Origin of the sequence: Haemophilus influenzae (assembly GCF_900475755.1) — a bacterium.
Classification (GTDB): Bacteria; Pseudomonadota; Gammaproteobacteria; order Enterobacterales; family Pasteurellaceae; genus Haemophilus; species Haemophilus influenzae_D.
Window position 1 is genome coordinate 80,925 of record NZ_LS483411.1, and the last position, 24,338, is coordinate 105,262.

The following is a 24,338-nucleotide window of genomic DNA, read 5'->3' on the forward strand; positions in this document are numbered from 1 at the left end:
TTCAACGGATTAAAATTATGCTTAAACAACGAGTTTTATCTGCTATTGTGTTAATTGCTGCAGTTTTATGTGCACTATTTTTATTCACACCTTTTTATTTTGCCCTTGCGTTAGGTATGGTAGCTGCTTTGGGGATCTGGGAATGGACTCAATTTGCTCGTCTTAAACAACCTTTGATACGTTTTTTTGTGACTACCTTTTTAGGCGTATTTATCTTCTTATGGCTCTATACTGAGGGTAACTATTTAGATGCCGGGCGTGTGTTTGAACAACATCTTCAGCTTTTATTGATAAATGCTGTAAGCTGGTGGGGCTTAGCTTTATTGCTAGTAATCAGTTATCCTAAATCAGCTAAATTTTGGTCTAAAAATCCACTTTTACAACTTTTATTTGCCTTTTCTACGTTGATTCCCTTTATCGCAGGTGTATTACGTTTACGTTTAGAACACTATACCAATAATCCTTATCACGGATTATTTTTATTACTTTACGTATTTGTACTTGTTTGGGCGGCTGATTCTGGTGCTTATTTTAGCGGACGCGCCTTTGGTAAACGTAAACTTGCCCCTAAAGTATCGCCAGGTAAAAGCTGGGAAGGGGTCATTGGCGGCTTAATTACAGCATTAGTACTTGCTTTTATCTTTATTCATTTCTCTGGCGATACTTTAGTAGGCGATCGAAATATTACTGGATTTATCATTCTTTCTGTAGCCACAGTTGCAATTTCAGTATTGGGCGATTTAACTGAAAGTATGTTCAAGCGTGAGTCTGGTGTGAAAGACAGCAGTCAATTAATTCCAGGTCACGGTGGTGTATTAGATCGTATTGATAGCTTGACTGCTGCAATACCTTTTTTCAGCTATTTCTATTTCTTTGTATTATAAGGATTTTTAATGTCATTTTTGTGGTCACTAGGTTCTTTTATCATTGCGATTGCGGTATTAGTATCCGTTCACGAATACGGTCACTTTTGGGCTGCTAGAAAGTGCGGTATAAAAGTCCATCGTTTTTCAATTGGTTTTGGTAAGGTAATTTGGAAACGTATCGATAAACAGGGTACAGAATTTGCGGTTTCAATGATTCCTTTAGGCGGCTATGTAAAAATGCTTGATGGACGTAATGAAGTAGTTCCTGCAGAGCAAAAGTCACAAGCATTTGACAGCAAAAGCGTATTGCAACGGTCATTTGTAATTATTGCAGGTCCTTTAGCTAATTTTATTTTTGCAATTTTTGCCTATTGGGTCATTTACCTTTATGGAATGCCAACGGTTAAACCAGTGATTGAATCGATAACGCCAAACTCAATAGCAGCACAAGCTCACATTGAACCCAATACACAAATTCTTACAATTGATGGCGAAGAAACTCAAGATTGGGAAACCATCAATATGCTACTTGCCACAAAAATGGGGGAGCCTAATGTTGAGATTGCCCTTTCTCCTTTCAATTCTAATATTGAACAACAACGGACTTTAAATCTTACAAATTGGACATTCGATCCTGAAAAAGAAAGTGCGTTCACTGCTTTAGGGATTGTTCCAATTCATTCAAAAGTGGAAATGGTACTTTCTAAAGTTGTTCAGGCTTCTCCAGCGGAGAAAGCGGGTTTACAAATAGGAGACAAAATTTTAACAGAAAATTTCACCGCACTTAGTTGGCAAAATTTTGTAAAACAGGTCGAACAAGGCGAAACTTTTTCTATTAAAGTTGAACGTAATGGCGAAACATTTGACAAAGCCCTGACTCCAGTGCGTAACCAAAATGGCAAATGGTTTGTAGGAGTTAGCCCAACCTTAACAAAATTAGCGGATGAATACCGTACTGAATTAAAATATGGTATTCTTGAATCTTTACAAAAAGGCATTGAAAAAACAGGGCAGCTTTCCCTTTTAACCTTGAAAATATTAGGGAAATTACTTACTGGCGATTTGTCATTAAATAATTTAAGTGGGCCAATTTCTATTGCAAAAGGTGCTGGTGCATCAGCAAATATTGGATTGGTGTATTTTTTAAGTTTTATGGCATTGATTAGTGTAAATTTAGGGATTATGAATTTATTTCCATTACCAGTATTAGATGGCGGTCATTTAGTTTTTTTAGCAATGGAAGCTGTTAAAGGAAAACCTGTTTCTGAGCGGGTGCAAAGCATCTGTTATCGAATTGGTGCAGCACTGTTATTAAGCTTAACGGTGTTTGCATTATTTAATGATTTTTTACGTCTATAATTTATATAGGATACAATCGATGAAAAAACTTCTAATCGCAAGTTTATTATTCGGTACGACAACGACTGTGTTTGCCGCACCTTTCGTGGCAAAAGATATTCGTGTAGATGGTGTTCAAGGTGATTTAGAACAACAAATCCGAGCAACACTACCAGTTCGTGCAGGTCAGCGTGTTACAGATAATGATGTAACAAATATTGTTCACTCTCTATTCGTAAGTGGTCGATTTGATAATGTCAAAGCACGTCAAGAAGGCGATGTGCTTGTTATTAGCGTTGTCGCCAAACCGATTATCGCAGATGTGAAAATTAAAGGTAACTCCGTTATACCTACAGATGCACTTAAACAAAACCTAGATGCTAACGGCTTTAGAGTTGGCGACATTTTAATTCGAGAAAAATTAAATGAATTTGCTAAAAGCGTAAAAGAACACTATGTAAGCGTAGGTCGTTATAACGCAACAGTTGAACCTATTGTAAATACGCTACCAAATAATCGCGCTGAAATTTTAATTCAAATCAATGAAGATGATAAAGCAAAATTGGCATCATTAACTTTCAAGGGGAACGAATCTGTTAGTAGCAGTACATTACAAGAACAAATGGAATTACAACCTGATTCTTGGTGGAAGTTATGGGGAAATAAATTTGAAGGTGCGCAATTCGAGAAAGATTTGCAGGCAATTCGTGATTATTATTTAAATAATGGCTATGCCAAAGCACAAATCACTAAAACGGATGTTCAGCTAAATAATGAAAAAACAAAAGTTAATGTGACCATTGATGTAAATGAAGGTTTACAGTATGACCTTCGTAGCGCACGCATTGTAGGTAATGTGGGCGGTATGTCTGCCGAGCTTGAACCTTTACTTTCAGCATTACATTTAAATGATACTTTCCGCCGTAGTGATATTGCAGATGTAGAAAATGCAATTAAAGCAAAACTTGGGGAACGAGGTTACGGTAACACAACAGTAAATTCTGTACCTGATTTTGACGATGCAAATAAAACATTAGCGATAACCTTTGTTGTTGATGCTGGACGACGTTTAACTGTTCGCCAACTTCGCTTTGAAGGAAATACTGTTTCAGCAGATAGTACTTTACGTCAAGAAATGCGCCAACAAGAAGGAACTTGGTATAATTCACAATTAGTTGAGTTAGGAAAAATTCGCTTAGATCGTACAGGTTTCTTCGAAACAGTTGAAAACCGAATTGATCCTATCAATGGTAGCAATGATGAAGTGGATGTCGTATATAAAGTCAAAGAACGTAACACGGGTAGTATCAACTTTGGTATTGGTTACGGTACAGAGAGTGGTATTAGTTATCAAGCAAGTATTAAACAAGATAATTTCTTGGGAACAGGGGCGGCAGTAAGTATAGCTGGTACGAAAAATGATTATGGTACTAGTGTCAATTTGGGTTATACCGAACCCTATTTTACTAAAGATGGTGTAAGTCTTGGTGGAAATGTTTTCTTTGAAAACTACGATAACTCTAAAAGTGATACATCCTCTAACTATAAGCGTACGACTTATGGAAGTAATGTTACTTTAGGTTTCCCTGTAAATGAAAATAACTCCTATTATGTAGGATTAGGCCATACCTATAATAAAATTAGTAACTTTGCTCTAGAATATAACCGTAATTTATATATTCAATCAATGAAGTTTAAAGGTAATGGCATTAAAACAAATGACTTTGATTTTTCTTTTGGTTGGAACTATAACAACCTTAATAGAGGCTATTTCCCAACCAAAGGGGTAAAAGCAAGTCTTGGTGGACGAGTTACTATTCCAGGATCAGACAATAAATATTATAAATTAAGTGCAGATGTACAGGGTTTCTACCCATTAGACAGAGATCACCTCTGGGTTGTATCTGCAAAAGCATCTGCAGGATATGCAAATGGTTTCGGAAACAAGCGTTTACCATTCTATCAAACTTATACAGCGGGTGGCATCGGCTCATTACGTGGTTTTGCTTATGGTAGTATTGGGCCTAATGCAATTTACCAAGATGAAAAGGGTGAATTTAAAAAAGACCACCCAGATGTGATTGGCGGTAATGCAATAGCTACAGCTAGTGCAGAGTTAATTGTGCCAACTCCATTTGTGAGTGATAAAAGCCAAAATACAGTCCGAACTTCCCTATTTGTTGATGCGGCAAGCGTATGGAATACAAAATGGAAATCAGATAAAACTGGATTAGATAGCAATGTATTAGCAAGATTGCCTGATTATGGCAAATCAAGCCGTATTCGCGCCTCTACAGGTGTCGGATTCCAATGGCAATCTCCTATTGGACCATTGGTATTTTCTTATGCTAAACCAATTAAAAAATATGAAAATGATGATGTCGAACAGTTCCAATTTAGTATTGGGGGTTCTTTCTAATAAATTGAACTTTTTTCGTCATCAGAACTCAAAAACAACGTTCTCTGCCTAATTTAATTGGGCAGAGAAAATATTAAACAAACCTCTATTTAATTAAGGATCTTTATCAAATGAAAAACATCGCAAAAGTAACCGCACTTGCTTTAGGTATTGCACTTGCTTCAGGCTATGCTGCAGCTGAAGAGAAAATTGCTTTTATTAATGCAGGTTATATTTTTCAACATCACCCAGATCGCCAAGCGGTAGCAGATAAACTTGATGCTGAATTTAAACCTGTAGCTGAGAAATTAGCAGCGAGTAAAAAAGAAGTTGATGATAAAATTGCAGCTGCTCGTAAAAAAGTAGAAGCAAAAGTTGCGGCTTTAGAAAAAGATGCACCTCGCTTACGTCAAGCTGATATTCAAAAACGCCAAGAGGAAATTAATAAATTAGGCGCGACTGAAGATGCTGGATTACAAAAATTAATGCAAGAACAAGATAAAAAAGTTCAAGAATTCCAAGCTCAAAATGAAAAACGTCAAGCTGAAGAACGTGGTAAATTATTAGATAGCATTCAAACTGCGACAAATAATTTAGCAAAAGCAAAAGGTTATACTTATGTGCTTGATGCAAATTCAGTTGTATTTGCGGTAGAGGGTAAAGACATTACTGAAGAAGTATTAAAATCTATCCCTGCTTCTGAAAAAGCACAAGAGAAAAAATAATAGGTTCTCATAATGCAAAAATCCTATTCTTTACAAGAATTGGCAACTCAAATCGGCGCTACCGTTCGCGGTAACGCCGATGTTGTTGTTGAGAATATCGCGCCACTCGATAAAGCCCAATCAAATCAACTTACTTTTATTTCTAACGCAAAATTCCGTGCATTATTGAAAGATTCTAAAGCAGGGATTTTGGTTGTATCTCAAGAGGATATTGAACACTGTTCTCCAGAAAGCAATTTACTTATTGTTAAAGATCCTTATGTAGCTTACGCAATTTTAGCTCAATATATGGATAGCACGCCAAAAGCAGCACAAGGAATTGCACAAAGTGCGGTCATTTTTGATGGCGTTTTATTAGGCGAAAATGTATCTATTGGTGCGAACGCAGTGATTGAAGAAGGTGTAGTTCTAGGCGATAACGTAATCATCGGGGCAAATTGTTTTGTTGGTAAAAATACCAAAATTGGTTCAGGCACCCAGCTCTGGGCTAATGTCACTGTTTACCATAACGTTGAGATTGGCGTAAATTGCTTAATCCAATCAGGAACAGTTATCGGTAGTGATGGTTTTGGTTATGCAAATGATCGTGGTCGTTGGATTAAAATCCCACAAGTAGGGCAAGTAATAATTGGTAATAACGTTGAGATTGGTGCGAATACTTGTATTGATAGAGGCGCATTAGATGCCACGATTATTGAAGATAACGTGATTATCGATAACCTTTGTCAAATTGCGCATAATGTTCATATCGGCACTGGTACAGCGGTTGCGGGTGGCGTTATTATGGCAGGTAGCTTAACTGTTGGTCGCTATTGCTTAATTGGTGGTGCAAGTGTGATTAATGGTCATATGGAAATTTGTGATAAAGTAACCATTACTGGAATGGGGATGGTAATGCGTCCAATCACAGAACCTGGCGTATATTCCTCTGGTATCCCATTACAAACGAATAAAGAGTGGCGTAAAACGGCAGCTCTAACATTAGGCATTGATGGCATACACAAACGCCTAAAAGCATTAGAAAAGAAAATTTCTTAATTGATACCCCATCATTTAATCTGCATTTTAAAAGTTTAATAACTGATTAAGATGCAGATTTTATGTGTATAAAATTTACTTAACAAAAATAAGCTGAAATTCTTTTAAAAATAAATAAGCCCAACTTTAAGTTGGGCTTATAAGCATATATTCCTTATCTTTAAAGAATTATGCATTACCGCCAGTGATTTTCGCTACTTCAGCAGCAAAATCTTCTTCTTTTTTCTCGATACCTTCGCCTACTTCTAAACGAATGAAGTTAGAAACAGAAGTATTTACCGATTTTAAGAAATCCCCTACAGATACAGAAGGATCCATTACAAATGCTTGACCTGTTAATGAAACTTCACCAGTGAATTTCTTCATACGACCTTCAACCATTTTCTCTGCGATTTCTTTTGGTTTACCAGAGTTGATTGCGATGTCGATTTGGATTTGGCGTTCGTGTTCAACCACTTCAGCAGATACATCTTCTGGATTTACGAATTCTGGTTTAGACGCTGCAACGTGCATTGCCACTTTTTTAAGTTCATCTGCAGAACCTTCGCCCGCAACTAATACGCCAATTTTCGCGCCGTGTAAGTATTGAGCAATTACTTGACCATCTAAGTAAGCAACACGACGGATGTTCATATTCTCACCGATTTTAGCCACTAATGCCGCACGTTTTTCTTCAAATTGCGCTTGTAATGCTTCGATAGTCGTACCTTTGTTTGCTGCTGCGAAATCAGTTACTTCATTTGCTAAACCTAAGAAACCTGCATCTTTTGCTACGAAGTCAGTTTCACAGTTCATTTCAACTAATACACCGAAACCATTTTCTACACGAGCAAGGATAACACCTTCAGCGGCAACACGGCCTGCTTTTTTAGCTGCTTTAGCTTGACCAGATTTACGCATATTGTCGATTGCTAACTCAATATCACCGTTTGCTTCAACTAATGCTTTTTTACATTCCATCATACCTGCGCCAGTACGGTCACGAAGTTCTTTTACTAATGATGCTGTGATTTCAGCCATTTTTAAAATCCTCTGTCGAAAATGCGGTTTATTTTGACCGCACTTTTAGATAAAAATATAGGGGCTAAATTTTAGCCCCTATGCCAATTAATCGTTTGATTATTAAGGGCCTCGCCTTATTGCAAAACTTAAATTATTCTGCGTCAGCTGCTAATTCTTCAGCAACTTGAGCTTCGTTACCACGACCTTCTTTAACCGCTGCTGCAGCTGCAGAAACGTAAAGTTGGATAGCACGAGTCGCATCATCGTTACCTGGGATAACGAAATCTACGCCAGCTGGCGTTGAGTTAGTATCAACGATAGCAAATACAGGAATACCTAGGTTGTTTGCTTCTTTAACTGCGATATGTTCGTGGTCCGCACCGATAACGAATAACGCATCTGGTAAGCCGCCCATATCTTTGATACCGCCAAGGCTTAATTCAAGTTTTTCCATCTCACGGCTACGCATTAACGCTTCTTTTTTGGTTAATTTTTCAAAAGTACCGTCTTGAGATTGAGTTTCTAAATCTTTTAAACGTTTAATTGATTGACGAACGGTTTTCCAGTTAGTCAACATACCACCTAACCAACGGTGGTTTACGTAATATTGCTGACAATCTAATGCTGCTGCTTGAACCGCTTCAGACGCTGCACGTTTTGTACCAACGAATAATACTTTACCGTTGTTGCTAGCAATGCGAGTTAATTCCGCTAAAGCTTCGTTGAATAAAGGTAAAGTTTTTTCAAGATTGATGATGTGAACACCGTTACGAGCACCAAAAATGAAAGGTTTCATTTGTGGGTTCCAGTAACGAGTTTGGTGTCCGAAGTGTACGCCTGCGTTGATCATGTCGCGCATTGAAACTTGTGCCATAATATTTTCCTTTTGTTGGGGTTGAGCCTCCACATATCAGCTAATCGACCGTTTGGCACCCCGATTAAGCCTTGTTGATATGTGTGTGTTGTTAGTAATTAAAAAGCTGCTTTTGAAAGGCAAAAACAGCGGGGCGATTTATACCATAAAGTGCGGTTAAAAACCAGTTTATTTTGTTTATTTCTCTACTTTTCTTGCTTTGATAAATAACAACGGTGGGCGGTGTGATAAATCTTTAAATTCATTATGCCATTGCGGTTGATCGGCAAGCATAGGTTCTTCCATTTGCTCGATTTGAAACCCTGCATGAATTAAATTATTGATAATTGTCGCTGTTGTTCGATGATAGGTTTGAAAAGGTTGTTTGAACCAATTTCTATTACGTTCGCCCTCTTCTCGATAATGATTTAAACGATAAGCAACTTGCTGTTTTTTGTCATTTTTTTCCCAACGTTCCCCTTCTTTGTGGCAAGTTGTAATCGGATGCTCTTGGGAAAAAACTAATGTGCCATTCGGCTTAAGTTTGTTGGCAATGGAAGCTAATAAAGCAGGAAAATCTTCAATATAATGAAAAGCAAAAGAGCTAGTAATCACATCAAAATGACTTTCTGGTAACTTAGCTAATTTTTCCATTGGTAAGTGATATAAGGAAAAACGTCCTGAAAATTGACCGCACTTTTGTAGATCTTTTTCAGCTTGTTCGAGCATTTTTTCGGAAAGATCGGTTCCAATTACTTTAGCCGCCCCTCGTTCTAAATAAAGTTGTAAATGCCCTCCAGTGCCACAGCCTAAATCGAGTAATTTTTTCCCCTTTAAATCAGGCAACAGTGAGAGCATGGTGGGCTTTTCGATAATTTCATTGAGGCTAATTGGATTTGAACGGAGTTTCTGATAAAGCTCAAAGAAATTATCTTTATCATAAACACTAATTTTATTATTCATTTATTGCCTTAAAATAAAAATTTATGTAATTTAAAATACTCAAAAATAAATATTTAAAAGAGAAGTTAAAATTTAATATTTTTAGATAAAACAAATATCACTAAAGATAAAAAATAATTTTATGAATGATCATTTAATATTTCTTCTTCAATTTTCTCACTTAGAATTTCTTCTGTTTCTTTATTTAATGCTTTTGTATCAAGATGCGGTTTAATAAATGGTCTTGGTGTCCAATATTTTTTTACTATTTCATTCGAAAAACCGTGTAAAACTTCTTCATTTAACCGTTCTTGATCTAATGTTCGTACTTCCTTAATAATTTCTTCCGCTTCAATTTTATCAATACCTAATTTCATCAATGTTGCTCGACTAAGTGTAATTGCTGATTCAAAAGTTTCACGCACAATAAAATCTACATCCTGCTTAATCAAACTAACTGTTGTTTTTCTGTCATAAGTTCGGGTTAAAATCGGTAAATTTGGATAAGCCTCTTTCATTTGACTGACAATATGTTCAATTCTTTGTGTATCGTTAATACCTAATACGACACATTTCGCCTTTTCAATTCCTGCGGCTCGTAAAACATCTAATCGAATGCCATCGCCATAATAAACTTTAAAACCAAACTTTGCAGCAGCACGGATATTTTCGATATTGCGATCAATTACTGAAACGCTAATTCCACGAATTAATAATGTTTGGCAGACAATTTGACTAAAACGTCCAAAACCAATAACTAAAACGTTATCTTCCAAATCCACGATGGTGTCTAGATCATTTTCATCAAGTTGATCAAGATGTTTAGGCTCTGTACGCTGTATAAGTTTGCGAGCAATTTGAGCGATAATAGGCGAAAAAAGCATCGAAATAATCACTGCAGCAGTGAATGTCGCTTGTTCTTCATTACTGATTACTTCCGCGGTCGCTGCGGCTGAAAAAAGCACAAAGGCAAATTCGCCACCGTGTGCCATCAAAGACATTCTCCCTATGGCTTCTCGATGATCAAGACGAGTAATTCGGGCAATAATATAAACAGCACTGGCTTTTCCCAGTATATAAAGAAAAACAATTCCAAGTAGCAAGATCCAATGATTAAACACTAAATGCAAATCTAAGGACATTCCTACGCCCATAAAAAATAATCCAAGTAATAAACCGCGAAATGGTTCTATATCCGCTTCAAGCTGATGGCGAAAAGCTGATTCAGACATCATCACACCAGCAACAAACGCACCCATTGCCATTGAAAGCCCGCCAATTTCCATTGCTAATGCGGCACCTAAAACGACCAATAATGCGCCCGCTGTCATCATTTCACGAATACGTGCCTTAGAAATTAAACGAAATAGTGGGTTCATTAACCATTTTCCAGCCACAATTAGCCCCACAACAGCACTTAATGCTATGCCAATTGATACCCAATTAGTGTGTGGTGTAGCTTCTTTCGAATGGGGAGCAAGAAAAGCGACAGAAGCCAAAAGTGGTACAATAGCAATATCTTCAAAAATTAATGTCGAAATTACGCGTTGTCCTTTTGACGTAGAAGTAAGCCCCCTTTCTTCTAGTGATTGCATTACAATAGCAGTAGAGGAAAGCGTGAAACCCATACCAGCAATAAATGATACTTCTTTTGTTAATCCTAATAAATAAATACCCGAAAAAGTGAGTAAGCAACCACATAATCCAACTTGTAACAAACCTCTGCCGAAAATAGCTTTACGCATTGCCCAAAGGCGTTCTGGATACATTTCAAGCCCGATAATAAAAAGAAACATTACCACACCTAATTCCGCTAAATGTACCACTGCTGTTGGATCTTGCTCTATGCCAAAGACAGATGGGCCGATTAAACAACCTGCGACTAAATAACCTAGCACGCTACCCAACCCGAGTCTTTTAAATAACGGCACAATTGTTACACTAGATGCGAGTAAAATAACGACTTTAATCAGTTCTGGATTGGCAAGTTGAGACATAATGACTCCCATAATGCAAAAAATACAAATATTTTGGCGAGTATATTAAAAAGTTATATGTGATAAATCATACTAAATCTTTTAATATAACTTTAAACCACATTTATTTTATATGAAATTGTGAGTTTCATTTAGTAACCGATGAATTAATTTTGCATTCGCAGGTGGAAACTGTCCTGCATCTAGTTCGCGTTGTTCGATCCAAAAACCTTCTTGACCTTCTCGCCCAAAAGGTTCGCCAATCCATTCATCTACCAGATAAAAGAAAAAAGAAATAATTTTTGTTGGATATTCAAATTGGAAGCGTTCATAGAGTTCAGCATTTAATGCAACAATACCAATTTCCTCTTCCAATTCACGTTTTAAAGCCTGTTCTGGGGTTTCTCCCGCATCCACTTTTCCACCGGGAAATTCTAAAGATTGCGCAAAATCTTGTCCTTCTAAACGCTGCGTTAAATAGATCTGACCAAATTCATTACGAATAATCCCCGCAGCAACTTGTATAATTTTTTTATCCATTTTTTCTATCCAATAGCACCTATGAAAAAAGTGCGGTGAAAAATCACCGCACTTTGGCTAATCATTAATGGCGAGCAGCACGACTGCCATGACAATGCTTATATTTTTTACCCGAACCACAAGGACAAGGCTCATTGCGTCCGATGCGACGATCTGAATAATCTTCAGTCTCTGAATTTTGAGTTGTCTGACTATTTTCATCCACAGGTAAATTATTTTGATTGATACGTGCCGCCATTTCTTGACGAGCACGTTCAGCTTCTTCCATTTCTTCTTGAGTACGCACACGTATACGGGTTAAAGTCGTGATAACGTGGTGTTTTAAGGAATCTAGCATTTCCGTAAACATACGGAAAGATTCTTTTTTATATTCTTGTTTTGGATCTTTTTGTGCATAGCCACGTAAATGAATACCTTGGCGTAAATAATCCATCGAAGCTAAGTGTTCTTTCCAAAGTTCATCTAAGGTTTGCAACATAACACCTTTTTCAAAATGGCGCATAGCGTCTTCGCCAGCCAAAACCTCTTTTTCTTTGTATTCCTTTTCTGAAATTTCCACAATGCGTTCGCGTAAACTTTCTTCGTGAAGATTATTATCTTCTTCTAACCAATTAGAAATCGGTAATTCCATACCAAACTCTTGAAATAAACGTTCTTCAAGCCCTTTAATATCCCATTGTTCTTCCAAAGATTGCGGTGGAATATATTGATCAATCACACCATTAAACACATCGTGGCGAATGGCATTGATGGTTTCAGAAATATCATCATTATCAAGCAAATAATTGCGTTGCTCATAAATTGCATGACGTTGGTCATTTGCCACGTCATCATATTCAAGTAGGTTTTTACGGCCATCAAAATGGAACGCCTCAACTTTTGCTTGAGCAGATGCAATCACTTTCGCCAACATTTTCGACTCCATCGCCTCGCCTGCTACTGTAAACGCTTTACGCATTAAATTGAGCTTACCCTCATTCAAATAAATGCGCATTAAACCATCTTCTAAAGAAAGATAGAAACGAGAAGAACCGGGGTCACCTTGACGACCTGAACGACCACGTAACTGGTTATCAATACGGCGAGATTCGTGACGCTCTGTACCGATAATATGCAACCCACCTGCTTTCATTACAATTTCGTGGTTTTTCTCCCACTCAGCTTTAAGTGCTTCAATTTGTTCTTGAGTTGGATTTTCTAATTTAGCAGCCTGCGCTTTCCAGTTACCACCAAGAATAATATCCGTACCTCGCCCAGCCATATTCGTTGCGATAGTCACTGCGCTAGGAAATCCTGCTTCAGCCACGATTTCCGCTTCTTGTTGGTGGAATTTCGCATTCAACACATTATGTTTTATACCTGCTTTATCTAACGCTTTAGATAATTCTTCTGATTTTTCGACTGAAATCGTCCCCACTAATACTGGTTGCTGGCGTTCTACACAATCTTTAATGTCTTCAATAATCGCATTAAATTTATATTGTTCATTTTCAAACATCACATCAGTGCGATCATCACGAATCATTGGACGATTTGTTGGAATTACAACGGTTTCCAAGCCATAAATTTGTTGGAACTCAAATGCTTCGGTATCCGCAGTCCCCGTCATGCCCGCAAGACGCTCATATAAACGGAAGTAGTTTTGGTAAGAAATTGACGCAACAGTTTGGTTTTCGCTCTTAATATCCACCCCTTCTTTTGCCTCAATAGCTTGGTGCAAACCATCAGACCAACGACGCCCCGCCATTGTACGACCAGTGTGTTCATCAACAATCACAATTTCGCCGTCTTTCACAATGTAATCGACATCTTTTTCAAACAATGTATGCGCACGCAATGCCGCCATAACGTGATGAAGTAACACAATTCGACTAGGAGAATATAAAGAATCCCCTTCAGGCATTAAACCTTGTGCAATCAACCAATCTTCCACTTTTTCTTGACCACGTTCGGTTAAATGCGCTTGTTTAGATTTAAGATCTAAAGTAAAGTCCCCTTCGCCTTGATATTCTTCAGTATCTTCTTTTTCTTGTTTAATTAAACTTGGGATCAGTTTATTTACCGCAACATAAAGCTCTGAACTGTTTTCTGCCTGACCTGAAATAATCAATGGTGTACGAGCTTCATCGATTAAGATAGAATCCACTTCATCCACCAGCGCATAACCTAATGTGCGTTGAAAACGTTCTTCTTTTGAGTGGGCTAAGTTGTCACGTAAATAATCAAAACCAAGTTCACTATTGGTTGCATAAGTAATATCTGCCGCATAAGCTGCACGTTTTTCTTCAGGCGGTAAACCGGGAATATTCACGCCTACACTCATGCCTAAAAATTCAAATAACGGACGATTGGTTTCTGCATCTCGGCGAGCAAGATAGTCATTCACGGTTACCACGTGGACGCCTTTACCTTCAAGTGCGATTAAATAACAAGGCAAAGTTGCCGTTAATGTTTTCCCCTCTCCTGTACGCATTTCTGCGATACAGCGGTTAGTCAATACCATCCCACCAATAAGCTGAACATCAAAATGGCGCATACCAAGCACGCGCTTACTTGCTTCACGTACCGTTGCGAATGCTTCTGGTAAAATTTGTTGCAAAGTTTCGCCCGCACTTAAACGATCACGAAACTCTTGTGTTTTTGCTTTTAATTCATCATCACTTAATGCCTCAAAAGCAGGCTCCATTTTATTAATTTTTACGACTTGTTTTTTTAATTTACGTAGAATGCGTTCATTACGACTACCAAAAATTCTTGTTAAAATGCTCATAATTTCTCTTTTTAAATATATAAGTTAAATAGTTAAATGCTTATGAAATACTTTATTTCATGCACAATAATTTTTTAAAATATCGCTATTTCAATAGCAATATTCTTCACAAAAAACAGAAAAATTAAATAAGCAAGGGGCCAGCTCGAATTGGCGCACTAAGATTCAACACATCCGCTAAAAAGTGCGGTTGAATTTTAAGTTGTTTTTCAGTTTGGTGGGAAATTAAAGGTTGAGGAATGACTTGTCGTTGCACTTCACGTGCAACTTTTACCGTTTCTAACGCCTGTTGAATGGAAACACTCGAGGAATAATTTTCCGCATTATTTTGATTTTCAAAACTTTGTGCGTTAGGCAAAGCAAAAATCGCGATAATACTTAAAAGTAATCGCGACCAAAAATTTGGTTTGACAGTGCCTGAAATCATCGTCTCGTTGTTTATTATGAAAATTGCGTGTATTGTAGCGGAAATCTAAACTAATGTCATTTACTGGGGGCAGTCTTTATGGAAAACAAGGCTGATCGTTATCAAAAAGCAGTCAATATTATGGATGTGCTTGAGCAATCGCCCTTTGCCAAAATAATGAAAAAAGGTCTTGCTATCAATGAACTCAATCAAAAATTTAACCGCATTTTTCCACAGGAATTTCACGGCAAATTTCGTATTGGTAACATAACAGATCATTTAATTTTTATTGAAGTGTCTAATGCTATTGTTCGGCAGGGGATTCTATTTAAACAAATTGAATTATTAACACTAATTCAAGAAGAGTTTCCGCAAGTAACAGGATTTGAGATAGCGATCAATCCTGGATTTTAAGTTTCAAATATAAGAAAAAATAAAGAATTACTTATCACTCAAACTTTTTAATAATGCTTTCTCTATTTTTTTCTCCTCACGTCTTTTCTGAAAAAATGCGCTTAATTTCTGACTACAGTCTTCTGCCAATACACCAGATGTAATCTCCAAGGTATGATTCATCTTGTAATCATCAAAAAAATGAAAACGTGATCCAATCGCGCCAGTTTTATAATCAGATGCACCGAACACAAGACGTTTAATACGGCTATGCAAAATCGCCCCAGCACACATTGTGCAAGGCTCTAATGTTACATAAAGCGTGGTATTCAGTAGGCGATAATTTTGAATATTTTTTGCGCCATTACGCAAAGCGATAATTTCAGCGTGGGCAGTAGGATCATTTTGAACAATGGAGAGATTCCAACCTTCTCCAATAATATTGCCACTGTCATCCACCAGAACAGCCCCCACAGGAATCTCGCCTAACGCTTCCGCTTTATCCGCAAGAGTAAGAGCATAACGCATCATTTTCTCGTCAAATTCTGACCGCACTTTTGCTATATCCATCAGACGGAAAAAGGATATTTAATTGGCTCGTGGGATTGATAGCCAACGACTTTAAAATCATCCATCGTGACCCAAGTTTCTAAATCTTCAAGGCTTTTTATATCTGGATTGATTTCTAATTTTGGCAAGGGGAAAGGCTTGCGTTTAAGTTGCACATCACGCATTAACTCAAGCTGATCTTCATAAATGTGCGCATTCACAATTTTATGATATGCCTTACCTGCTCTTTTACCCGTAATCTGAGCCATCAGAGCTAAGAAAGTAAACACCTGAATTTGATTGAAATTCAATCCAAGCGGAACATCACAGGAACGTTGATAACTAGTAAGATGTAAGGTTTCGCCCACAAGAGAAAAAGTATGCGTGTGCATACAAGGACGAAGACAACCAAGATCAAATTCGCCAGGGTTAAAGAAAGTTAAAATTTCTCCTCTATCATCAATACCTTTCGTTAAATTATTAACAATTTTACGTAGCTGATCGATGGTTTCTCCATTAGGCTTACGCCACGCTCTGCCTTGCACACCATATACGCGCCCCATATCATCAATGCCTCTACGGTGCGGATTGGCGAGCCATGCGGCATTTTCATTCGCATTAGCATCCCAAGTTTTCGTGCCAAGTGCGCGAAAATCAGCGGCATTATCATATCCACGAATGTAACCTAAAAATTCCGCAATTGCCGCTTTCCAATAACTTTTACGGGTGGTAATCAGCGGAAATTGATTATTCGCCACATCATATTCTAAATCCGCATTAATCACTGTAAGGCAACGCTTACCTGTACGTTCATTAGCAACCCATTCCCCTTCACTAACAATGCGGCGACAAAGATCAAGATATTGCTTCATAAAAATCTCCTATTTTATGACCGCACTTTTGCGTGAATAAGCCCAAGTCATAATTAAGGCACCACCAATAATCATCGGTAAACAAAGTGCTTGCCCTCGCGTAATAACCCCAAAGAAATTTTCAACTTCAGGTTCACGCACATATTCCACAATAAAACGGAAGACGCCATAACCAATTAAGAATAAGCCTGCAACAGAGCCCATTGGACGTGGCTTTTTAATAAAAATATTCAGAATTGCAAACAACACTATGCCCTCTAGAAAAGCTTCATAAAGTTGTGATGGATGGCGAGGAAGTAATAGCGGATCATTCGGGAAAATCATTGCCCAAGGCACATCCGTTTCGCGTCCCCATAGCTCAAGATTAATAAAATTACCAATTCTACCTAAACCTAAACCAAACGGAATCAAAGGCGCGACAAAATCAGCGGTTTGCCAAAAATTACGTTTTTGTGAATAAGACGTCCAAATCATAGCAACAATTACACCAATTAAGCCACCGTGGAACGACATTCCACCTTCCCAAACACGGAATAAATAAAGTGGTTCTTGTAAAAAATGATCGAGATTATAGAAAAATACATCGCCAACACGTCCACCAATAAATACCCCCATAAAACCGTTGAAAAGTAAACTATCAACTTGATCCACTGTCCAACCGCTATTTGGGCGACTAGCACGGCGAACCGCAAGCCAGCGTGCAAAAATAAAACCCAAAAGGTACATCAAACCATACCAGCGTAAGCCGATATTACTATCGCCAAGCGTAAAAATACTCGGATCAAAATGGGGAAGAAGTAAATAATTTGAATTCATAATTTTCCTTATTTCAGAAACATATTGATCGCAACCACAATTAAGAAAAGAGCAAAACCTTTTTTTAAGGTTGAAACAGGCAATTTAGTGGTTGCACTTGCGCCTAATTTGGAAGTGAAAAATGAAGTGGCAGTAATGCCTAACACAGCAGGAAGATAAATGTAGCCGAGCGAATATTCAGGCATTAATGGATTTCCCCAACCACTTACTATAAAACTAAACATCCCTGATACGCCCAATAACATCCCACAAAATGCGGAAGAACCAATGGCTTGTTTGATATTAATGCCACGAGCAGTTAAAAACGGCACAATAAATCCACCACCGCCAATTCCCGCAGCACTAGATGCCATACCAATAAAAATACCGCCGATTACGGAAGCAAGGGGAGTAAGTGGTTTTGTTGTGACTTGATCTTTTTTAATCGAAAGTACCATTTTTGTGGCTAAATATACCACTAAGCAAGCAAAAATTTTGGCAGAAATTTCACGATCAAGTCTTCCAATAAATAAACCACAAATAAAAACAGAAAGCATAATAACCGGAGCTAAAATGCGAACTGCCTGCCAGACTATATTACCTAATCTATGATGACGTTGTGCCGAACCAATGCCAGTAATCACAATGGTAGCAAATGATGTGCCAAGTGCAGTAGACATCAACAAAGATTCTGGTACATCCACAATGGGCAGTAAATACACTAAGGTTGGCACAATCACTAACCCTCCGCCAATACCAAATAATCCAGCAAGAAAACCCGCTAATGCACCAACAAGCAAACAAAGAAGAATAAAAGTGAGCATTATTGACCTTTTGATTTGTAAAAATAGCGTTTTGTGTATTTTGTCTGAGAATATTTTTTATTTGCCGAATAAGACTGTGAATTTGCTTCACGAGATGCGGAAAATATTGGTGGATTATCCGTAAATAATACCGAAGCAAACTCTTTCATTACCTTTCGATAAACATCTCGCTTAAAAGACACAACTTGACGAACAGGATACCAAAAACTTACCCAACGCCACCCATCAAATTCTGGCGATTTGGTCGTTTTCATATTGATATTTTTTTCATCGCCAACAAGCTGTAGCAAAAACCAGCGTTGTTTCTGCCCAATACACATCGGCTTGCTATCATAACGCAATAAACGCTTTGGCAATTTATAACGCAACCAATGTTTAGAAACATATAACAAACGCACATCTTTAGGTTGTAAACCAACTTCCTCGTGTAGTTCGCGATACATCGCTTGCTCGGCACTTTCATTATCATTAATGCCACCTTGCGGAAACTGCCACGAATTTTGCCCACAACGCTTCGCCCAAAGCACTTGCCCTTTGCGATTACAAATCACAATACCCACATTTGGACGGTAGCCATCAAAATCGATCACTATCGTTTTACCTTACATTTTTCCTATAAAAATAGCTCAAGATTGTTTCATAAATCAGTGCTTTTATCAACCAAAGGGCATTATGACAAAATAATCATATCATCACGATGCATTGCTACTGCACCGTATTCATAGCCTAAAACATTCTCAATGTCTGCTGATTTTCTGCCCTTAATTAATTGTAGGGCATCGCTGTTATAGCGTGGCATACCTAGTGCAATGTCTTTACCCGATTGAGTGCGTATTTTGACTACTTCACCACGCGAGAAACGCCCTTCCACGTTAATAATGCCAGCTGGTAATAAAGATTTATTTTGTTCAAGAATGGCATTTTTCGCTCCATCATCAATAGTGATAATGCCTGCCGATGGCGCGGCGAAAAGCCATTGTTTGCGGCTTTCTAATCGATCAGATTGATGTGCAATAAATTTTGTGCCAATATTTTGTTCATAAGCAAGATCAGCGATAACATTTGGACGATTACCCGGTGCAATAATGGTTTCAATTCCAGAGTGAGTGGCAACGTCGGCTGCAATGATTTTAGTCATCATTCCTCCAGTGCCAAGATTTGTACCACTTCCTCCTGCGATTGAGCGAATATGATCCGTGATTTGTTCTACAACTGGAATTAATTTTGCTTCAGGATTTTTACGCGGATCACTATCAAATAAACCTTGTTGATCAGTCAATAAATAAAGTTGTTCCGCTTGCACAAGAATAGCGACTAATGCAGATAAATTGTCATTATCGCCCACTTTAATTTCTGCGGTCGCCACCGCATCATTTTCATTAATCACAGGAATTATGTGGTTGTCTAAAAGTGCGTGTAAAGTATCTCGCGCATTTAAAAAACGTTCGCGATCTTCAATATCAGCACGAGTTAATAAAAGTTGTCCGATATGAATATCATAAATAGCAAATAATTTTTCCCAAGCCTGAATTAATTGGCTCTGACCAACCGCTGCAAGCAGTTGCTTTGAAGCAATAGTCGGGGGTAATTGAGGATGATTTAAATAATGGCGACCCGCAGCAATGGCACCAGAAGTCACGATCACTATACGAAATCCATCATTATGCAGTTGTGCAATTTGACGAACGATTTCCATCATATGTGGCGAATTCAGTTTTGGCGAACCCTGAGTTAGCGTGCTTGTACCGAATTTCACAACAATTGTTTTTTTGTTCATAGTCATTTCCAAGTTCTTAAAATTGACATTAACGTTATCACTAAATCAATGAAAAATCACTTAATATCAGGTATAGTAACGGCAAATTTTAGGGGGACTTATGACATTTAGTTTAATTGTAGCGACGACATTAAATAGTGTAATTGGTAAAGATAACCAAATGCCTTGGCACTTGCCTGCAGATTTAGCTTGGTTTCGTCAGAACACCACTGGTAAACCTGTCATTATGGGGCGTAAAACCTTTGAAAGTATTGGTCGCCCACTACCTAAACGTACCAATATCATACTTTCTCGCCAGCCTTTTAAACACGAAGGTGTGGTATGGAAAGATAGCCTTGAAAGTGCGGTAGATTTTGTCAGAGATTTTGATGAAATTATGTTGATTGGTGGGGGAGAGTTATTCAAACAATATTTACCGAAATCAGATAAGTTATACCTTACTCAAATTCAAACAGAACTAGATGGCGATACTTTTTTCCCTCAATTGAATTGGGAGGAGTGGAAAATTGAATTTGACGAATATCGTAAGGCAGATGAAAAAAATCGCTATGATTGTCGATTTTTGATTCTTACACGAAAATAAATTAAATAAATGAAACAATACTTCTAGAACATTCATTAATCTAGCAAACAAAAAGATGATGATTTTCCCTTGAGTTCCCCTTTTTAAAGTTTCATAATGACCTTTCATTTTATTTTTGATAGTTTTAAATATCCCATTTTTAAACATTATCCCAAATCAGGGGAGGCATTATGACACAAACTGCAACTGAAACCCCATCAAATAAATCTGTATCAAAGAAAACTAACCGTAAAAAAGGCTTAAGCATTTTTATTTTTATCTTGCTTATTATTGGTATTGCTTGTGCTTTGTATTGGTTTTTCTTCTTGAAGGATTTTGAAGAAACAGAAGATGCTTATGTGGGTGGTAATCAAGTGATGGTGTCATCACAAGTTGCAGGTAATGTGGCGAAGATTAATGCTGACAATATGGATAAAGTCCATTCAGGCGATGTACTAATTGAATTAGATGATACCAATGCAAAACTTAGTTTTGAACAAGCAAAAAGCAATCTCGCCAATGCGGTGCGTCAAATAGAACAACTGGGTTTTACTGTGCAGCAATTGCAATCCGCTGTGCACGCCAATGAAATTTCTTTAGCTCAAGCACAAGGCAATTTAACACGCCGAGTTCAACTTGAAAAAATGGGCGCAATTGATAAAGAATCTTTCCAACATGCAAAAGAAGCCGTCGAGCTTTCCAAAGCAAATTTAAATTCCTCTAGAAACCAATTGGCTGCTAATCAGGCTTTATTGCGTAACGTTCCATTACGTGAACAACCGCAAATACAGAATGCAATTAGTTCACTCAAACAGGCTTGGTTAAATTTGCAACGTACAAAAATTAGAAGTCCAATTGATGGCTATGTAGCGCGTCGTAATGCTCAAGTAGGGCAAGCCGTTTCAGTGGGCGGCACATTAATGGCGGTGGTTTCTAATGAACAAATGTGGTTAGAAGCTAACTTCAAAGAAACCCAATTAACGAATATGCGCATTGACCAGCCAGTAAAAATCCATTTTGATTTATACGGTAAAAATAAAGAATTTGATGGCGTGATAAATGGTATTGAAATGGGGACTGGTAATGCGTTTTCTCTCTTACCTTCACAAAATGCTACGGGTAACTGGATTAAAGTGGTGCAACGTGTACCTGTGCGAATTAAATTAGATCCACAACAATTTGCCGAAACGCCATTGAGAATTGGTCTTTCTGCAACGGCAAAAGTAAGAATTTCTGATTCATCTGGCGCAATGCTACGAGAAAAATCAGAACCGAAGACTTTATTTTCTACTGATACACTTAAATATGATGAAAGTGCGGTAGAAAATTTGATTGAATCTATCATTCAGCAAAACAGCCATTAAGGCGGCGTTATGGACAATTCCACAAAAAAATTCCCACCTATTCAAGGTGGCGCGCTGATTTTATTAACGCTGGCTTTATCTCTCGCCACCTTTATGCAAGTATTAGATTCTACTATTGCAAATGTGGCGATTCCTACTATTGCGGGCGATTTAGGCGCATCTTTTAGTCAAGGTACGTGGGTAATTACTTCTTTTGGTGTTGCAAATGCGATTTCTATTCCAATAACAGGTTGGTTAGCAAAACGTTTTGGCGAAGTGCGGTTATTTTTAGTCTCAACTTTTTTATTCGTTGTCTCTTCTTGGCTTTGTGGGATTGCAGATAGTCTTGAGGCATTAATTATTTTTCGCGTCATTCAAGGTGCTGTAGCAGGCCCCGTGATCCCTCTTTCGCAAAGTTTATTATTAAATAATTATCCGCCAGAAAAACGCGGAATGGCATTGGCATTTTGGTCAATGACTATTGTGGTTGCACCTATTTTTGGCCCAATTTTAGGCGGATGGATTAGCGATAATATCCATTGGGGATGGATATTCTTTATTAATGTTCCGATTGGTTTGCTAGTTGTGCTAATCAGTTGGAAGATTTTGGGTAGCCGAGAAAGTGAAATTGTTCATCAACCTATTGATAAAGTCGGTTTAGTCTTACTTGTCTTAGGTGTGGGATCTTTGCAATTAATGCTTGATCAGGGTCGTGAGCAAGATTGGTTTAATTCTAATGAAATCATTATATTAGCTGTTGTTGCTGTTGTTTGTCTGATTGCTTTGGTTATTTGGGAATTGACAGATGATAATCCTGTAGTAGATATTTCGCTTTTCCATTCTCGTAATTTTAGCGTAGGGTGTTTATGTACCAGTTTAGCCTTTTTGATTTATTTAGGTTCTGTGGTATTAATTCCGCTCTTGCTACAACAAGTCTTCCATTACACCGCGACGTGGGCTGGGCTTGCGGCTTCCCCAGTTGGATTATTCCCTATTTTACTTTCACCGATTATTGGACGTTTCGGTTATAAGATCGATATGCGAATTTTAGTGACGATAAGTTTTATTGTATATGCAATAACATTTTATTGGAGAGCGGTGACTTTCGAGCCATCAATGACTTTTGCTGATGTTGCTTTACCACAATTAGTGCAAGGTTTAGCGGTAGCCTGTTTCTTTATGCCACTTACCACAATAACGCTGTCTGGCTTACCTGCGCATAGAATGGCTTCAGCCTCTAGCTTATTTAACTTCTTGAGAACTTTAGCGGGTTCTGTAGGGACATCTTTAACCACATTTATGTGGTATAACCGTGAAGCTGTTCACCACACTCAATTAACAGAACACATTAATCCTTATAACCCAATTTCCCAAAGTTTTTACCATCAAATGAATCAATTTGGTTTAAGTGATACGCAAACTTCAGCTTACCTCGCTCAACAAATAACATCGCAAGGATTTATTATTGGCGCAAATGAAATATTTTGGTTATCAGCTATGGGATTCTTAGGATTGCTTATTGTGATTTGGTTTGCAAAACCACCTTTTGGTACTCGGCATTAAAATAAATATATATTACATACCAATCACAACACAATCGGTAACAGTTTTAGCTCTACTTTGCGCCTGTACTGCAAGCTCTCGAGTATCAAAACTTGCTACACGAACACGGTTCCATTCGCCGTTAGTTTGTATTTGAGCATTTAATCCTGTCATCTGTAAACGACCTTGCAAATTTTCAGCTTGCGCTCGATTTTTGAAAGCACCACATTGTAAACCAAATTTCTTGCTATCCCGTACATTATTAACCGTTTTTATTTGTTCTACTTTTTTTGCGCTTTCAATTTTCTGTGAGTCTTGCTTTTTAATTGATTCCGATTTTACGATTTCTGCCTCTGTATTTTTCATATCTTCCGTTTTTTTGGATTGAGTTCTCGTTGCATCTTCTATTCTCTGTTGCTCAGCCAGTTTTCTAGCTTCATCAGCCGCTTTTTGATCTCTTTCTATTTGAATTAAAACTTGACGTTGTTCTTCTGTTAAACGCATATTTTGTTCTACACTCGCTGGATTATTATCTACAGGTACAGTACGCGTTTCTAAGGCTTTAATATAACTCCACACTTCCTCTGGACGATTAGGTAACACACTTTTAGGTTGAGCTTTTTCCTGTTGTGTTATAGCTTGCTGCACGCTTACCTTACTGTTCTGATTTTTCAACAAATAAAGTCCAACAACAAAAACTAGAACAATAAATAAAGCAAGAAAAATCAAGACATTTGTATTCTTTTTCTTATTTTTTTTCTTATTATTTGAGCTACGACGCGCAGCAAAATCTCGATGTGCCACAATAAATTCCTAGATTTGAAGTG

General features: G+C 37.7%; 23 protein-coding genes. 9 read left to right on the top strand and 14 right to left on the bottom strand.

The features are described from left to right. The first annotated feature begins 17 nt into the window (after nucleotides 1–17). From DQN24_RS00385 to lpxD, 5 genes are all read left to right on the top strand, one after another. Nucleotides 18–884: a phosphatidate cytidylyltransferase gene (locus DQN24_RS00385; protein ID WP_021034757.1), complete on the top strand. Its 867-nt coding sequence runs from the start codon at nucleotides 18–20 to the stop codon at nucleotides 882–884. Between the two features lie 9 nt (nucleotides 885–893). After that, nucleotides 894–2,225, top strand: a complete 1,332-nt coding sequence (gene rseP, locus DQN24_RS00390) for a sigma E protease regulator RseP (protein WP_021034756.1) — start codon at nucleotides 894–896, stop codon at nucleotides 2,223–2,225. 19 nt (nucleotides 2,226–2,244) lie between these two features. Continuing rightward, entirely contained in the window at nucleotides 2,245–4,623 is a 2,379-nt protein-coding gene (gene bamA / locus DQN24_RS00395; protein WP_111695221.1) for an outer membrane protein assembly factor BamA, read from the top strand. Between the two features lie 110 nt (nucleotides 4,624–4,733). Continuing rightward, nucleotides 4,734–5,327 (top strand): OmpH family outer membrane protein, encoded by a 594-nt coding sequence (locus DQN24_RS00400; RefSeq protein WP_005690567.1) that lies wholly within the window; start codon nucleotides 4,734–4,736, stop codon nucleotides 5,325–5,327. A 12-nt stretch (nucleotides 5,328–5,339) separates the two neighbouring features. Continuing rightward, nucleotides 5,340–6,365, top strand: a complete 1,026-nt coding sequence (gene lpxD / locus DQN24_RS00405) for a UDP-3-O-(3-hydroxymyristoyl)glucosamine N-acyltransferase (protein ID WP_021034754.1) — start codon at nucleotides 5,340–5,342, stop codon at nucleotides 6,363–6,365. A gap of 168 nt (nucleotides 6,366–6,533) precedes the next feature. Here the strand turns inward: lpxD and tsf are convergent, their stop codons facing one another. From tsf to secM, 7 genes are all read right to left on the bottom strand, one after another. Next, the gene (tsf, locus tag DQN24_RS00410) at nucleotides 6,534–7,385 is read right to left on the bottom strand and encodes a translation elongation factor Ts (RefSeq protein ID WP_005693261.1); all 852 of its coding nucleotides are present in this window, start codon (nucleotides 7,383–7,385) and stop codon (nucleotides 6,534–6,536) included. A 133-nt stretch (nucleotides 7,386–7,518) separates the two neighbouring features. Beyond that, complete coding sequence (gene rpsB / locus DQN24_RS00415; RefSeq protein WP_005648094.1) at nucleotides 7,519–8,241, bottom strand: 30S ribosomal protein S2; 723 nt, start codon at nucleotides 8,239–8,241, stop codon at nucleotides 7,519–7,521. A gap of 177 nt (nucleotides 8,242–8,418) precedes the next feature. Then, nucleotides 8,419–9,183: a class I SAM-dependent methyltransferase gene (locus tag DQN24_RS00420; RefSeq protein ID WP_021034752.1), complete on the bottom strand. Its 765-nt coding sequence runs from the start codon at nucleotides 9,181–9,183 to the stop codon at nucleotides 8,419–8,421. Nucleotides 9,184–9,302: 119 nt separating this feature from the next. Continuing rightward, entirely contained in the window at nucleotides 9,303–11,159 is a 1,857-nt protein-coding gene (locus tag DQN24_RS00425; RefSeq protein WP_041175279.1) for a monovalent cation:proton antiporter-2 (CPA2) family protein, read from the bottom strand. Nucleotides 11,160–11,267: 108 nt separating this feature from the next. Then, nucleotides 11,268–11,678, bottom strand: a complete 411-nt coding sequence (gene mutT, locus DQN24_RS00430) for an 8-oxo-dGTP diphosphatase MutT (protein ID WP_013526207.1) — start codon at nucleotides 11,676–11,678, stop codon at nucleotides 11,268–11,270. Between the two features lie 64 nt (nucleotides 11,679–11,742). Next, nucleotides 11,743–14,448, bottom strand: coding sequence for a preprotein translocase subunit SecA (gene secA, locus DQN24_RS00435; RefSeq protein WP_021034750.1), 2,706 nt, complete (start codon nucleotides 14,446–14,448; stop codon nucleotides 11,743–11,745). A gap of 124 nt (nucleotides 14,449–14,572) precedes the next feature. Next, nucleotides 14,573–14,875 (bottom strand): secA translation cis-regulator SecM, encoded by a 303-nt coding sequence (gene secM, locus DQN24_RS00440; protein WP_111695222.1) that lies wholly within the window; start codon nucleotides 14,873–14,875, stop codon nucleotides 14,573–14,575. Nucleotides 14,876–14,953: 78 nt separating this feature from the next. On the opposite strand from secM, the gene DQN24_RS00445 reads away from it, so the two are divergent. After that, a complete protein-coding gene (locus DQN24_RS00445) occupies nucleotides 14,954–15,268 on the top strand; it encodes a DciA family protein (RefSeq protein ID WP_111695223.1) in 315 nt (104 codons plus the stop codon). 27 nt (nucleotides 15,269–15,295) lie between these two features. On the opposite strand, the gene tadA is transcribed toward DQN24_RS00445, so the two are convergent. From tadA to proB, 6 genes are all read right to left on the bottom strand, one after another. Then, nucleotides 15,296–15,817: a tRNA adenosine(34) deaminase TadA gene (gene tadA / locus DQN24_RS00450; RefSeq protein ID WP_111695224.1), complete on the bottom strand. Its 522-nt coding sequence runs from the start codon at nucleotides 15,815–15,817 to the stop codon at nucleotides 15,296–15,298. Continuing rightward, nucleotides 15,817–16,668 carry a thymidylate synthase gene (locus DQN24_RS00455; RefSeq protein WP_050848443.1) on the bottom strand — a complete coding sequence of 284 codons (852 nt, stop codon included), beginning with the start codon at nucleotides 16,666–16,668 and terminating at the stop codon, nucleotides 15,817–15,819. The genes tadA and DQN24_RS00455 overlap by 1 nt, the downstream gene beginning before the upstream one ends. A 9-nt stretch (nucleotides 16,669–16,677) precedes the next feature. Continuing rightward, nucleotides 16,678–17,484: a prolipoprotein diacylglyceryl transferase gene (gene lgt, locus DQN24_RS00460; protein ID WP_111695225.1), complete on the bottom strand. Its 807-nt coding sequence runs from the start codon at nucleotides 17,482–17,484 to the stop codon at nucleotides 16,678–16,680. Between the two features lie 8 nt (nucleotides 17,485–17,492). Beyond that, on the bottom strand, nucleotides 17,493–18,287 hold the full coding sequence (locus tag DQN24_RS00465) for a sulfite exporter TauE/SafE family protein (protein WP_111695226.1): 795 nt from the start codon (nucleotides 18,285–18,287) through the stop codon (nucleotides 17,493–17,495). Then, nucleotides 18,287–18,877, bottom strand: coding sequence for an RNA pyrophosphohydrolase (gene rppH, locus DQN24_RS00470; RefSeq protein WP_050846598.1), 591 nt, complete (start codon nucleotides 18,875–18,877; stop codon nucleotides 18,287–18,289). The genes DQN24_RS00465 and rppH overlap by 1 nt, the downstream gene beginning before the upstream one ends. Before the next feature lie 80 nt (nucleotides 18,878–18,957). Continuing rightward, nucleotides 18,958–20,064, bottom strand: a complete 1,107-nt coding sequence (proB, locus tag DQN24_RS00475; RefSeq protein ID WP_111695227.1) for a glutamate 5-kinase — start codon at nucleotides 20,062–20,064, stop codon at nucleotides 18,958–18,960. 100 nt (nucleotides 20,065–20,164) lie between these two features. On the opposite strand from proB, the gene folA reads away from it, so the two are divergent. The 3 genes from folA to DQN24_RS00490 all read left to right on the top strand — a co-directional run bounded on the left by folA (nucleotide 20,165) and on the right by DQN24_RS00490 (nucleotide 23,532). Then, complete coding sequence (gene folA / locus DQN24_RS00480) at nucleotides 20,165–20,647, top strand: type 3 dihydrofolate reductase (protein WP_111695228.1); 483 nt, start codon at nucleotides 20,165–20,167, stop codon at nucleotides 20,645–20,647. A gap of 170 nt (nucleotides 20,648–20,817) precedes the next feature. Beyond that, nucleotides 20,818–21,990 carry an EmrA/EmrK family multidrug efflux transporter periplasmic adaptor subunit gene (locus tag DQN24_RS00485; protein ID WP_111695229.1) on the top strand — a complete coding sequence of 391 codons (1,173 nt, stop codon included), beginning with the start codon at nucleotides 20,818–20,820 and terminating at the stop codon, nucleotides 21,988–21,990. Nucleotides 21,991–21,999: 9 nt separating this feature from the next. Continuing rightward, nucleotides 22,000–23,532: a DHA2 family efflux MFS transporter permease subunit gene (locus DQN24_RS00490; RefSeq protein ID WP_111695230.1), complete on the top strand. Its 1,533-nt coding sequence runs from the start codon at nucleotides 22,000–22,002 to the stop codon at nucleotides 23,530–23,532. 12 nt (nucleotides 23,533–23,544) lie between these two features. Here the strand turns inward: DQN24_RS00490 and ftsN are convergent, their stop codons facing one another. Beyond that, nucleotides 23,545–24,315, bottom strand: a complete 771-nt coding sequence (ftsN, locus tag DQN24_RS00495) for a cell division protein FtsN (protein ID WP_162680697.1) — start codon at nucleotides 24,313–24,315, stop codon at nucleotides 23,545–23,547. Between the last annotated feature and the right edge of the window lie 23 nt (nucleotides 24,316–24,338).

Bases quoted from the DNA above. Each gene is read 5' to 3' on its own strand.
- DQN24_RS00385 (WP_021034757.1), top strand. From the start codon at position 18: ATGCTTAAACAACGAGTTTTATCTGCTATTGTGTTAATTGCTGCAGTT.
- rseP (WP_021034756.1), top strand. From the start codon at position 894: ATGTCATTTTTGTGGTCACTAGGTTCTTTTATCATTGCGATTGCGGTA.
- bamA (WP_111695221.1), top strand. From the start codon at position 2,245: ATGAAAAAACTTCTAATCGCAAGTTTATTATTCGGTACGACAACGACT.
- DQN24_RS00400 (WP_005690567.1), top strand. From the start codon at position 4,734: ATGAAAAACATCGCAAAAGTAACCGCACTTGCTTTAGGTATTGCACTT.
- lpxD (WP_021034754.1), top strand. From the start codon at position 5,340: ATGCAAAAATCCTATTCTTTACAAGAATTGGCAACTCAAATCGGCGCT.
- tsf (WP_005693261.1), bottom strand. From the start codon at position 7,385: ATGGCTGAAATCACAGCATCATTAGTAAAAGAACTTCGTGACCGTACT.
- rpsB (WP_005648094.1), bottom strand. From the start codon at position 8,241: ATGGCACAAGTTTCAATGCGCGACATGATCAACGCAGGCGTACACTTC.
- DQN24_RS00420 (WP_021034752.1), bottom strand. From the start codon at position 9,183: ATGAATAATAAAATTAGTGTTTATGATAAAGATAATTTCTTTGAGCTT.
- DQN24_RS00425 (WP_041175279.1), bottom strand. From the start codon at position 11,159: ATGTCTCAACTTGCCAATCCAGAACTGATTAAAGTCGTTATTTTACTC.
- mutT (WP_013526207.1), bottom strand. From the start codon at position 11,678: ATGGATAAAAAAATTATACAAGTTGCTGCGGGGATTATTCGTAATGAA.
- secA (WP_021034750.1), bottom strand. From the start codon at position 14,448: ATGAGCATTTTAACAAGAATTTTTGGTAGTCGTAATGAACGCATTCTA.
- secM (WP_111695222.1), bottom strand. From the start codon at position 14,875: ATGATTTCAGGCACTGTCAAACCAAATTTTTGGTCGCGATTACTTTTA.
- DQN24_RS00445 (WP_111695223.1), top strand. From the start codon at position 14,954: ATGGAAAACAAGGCTGATCGTTATCAAAAAGCAGTCAATATTATGGAT.
- tadA (WP_111695224.1), bottom strand. From the start codon at position 15,817: ATGGATATAGCAAAAGTGCGGTCAGAATTTGACGAGAAAATGATGCGT.
- DQN24_RS00455 (WP_050848443.1), bottom strand. From the start codon at position 16,668: ATGAAGCAATATCTTGATCTTTGTCGCCGCATTGTTAGTGAAGGGGAA.
- lgt (WP_111695225.1), bottom strand. From the start codon at position 17,484: ATGAATTCAAATTATTTACTTCTTCCCCATTTTGATCCGAGTATTTTT.
- DQN24_RS00465 (WP_111695226.1), bottom strand. From the start codon at position 18,287: ATGCTCACTTTTATTCTTCTTTGTTTGCTTGTTGGTGCATTAGCGGGT.
- proB (WP_111695227.1), bottom strand. From the start codon at position 20,064: ATGAACAAAAAAACAATTGTTGTGAAATTCGGTACAAGCACGCTAACT.
- folA (WP_111695228.1), top strand. From the start codon at position 20,165: ATGACATTTAGTTTAATTGTAGCGACGACATTAAATAGTGTAATTGGT.
- DQN24_RS00485 (WP_111695229.1), top strand. From the start codon at position 20,818: ATGACACAAACTGCAACTGAAACCCCATCAAATAAATCTGTATCAAAG.
- DQN24_RS00490 (WP_111695230.1), top strand. From the start codon at position 22,000: ATGGACAATTCCACAAAAAAATTCCCACCTATTCAAGGTGGCGCGCTG.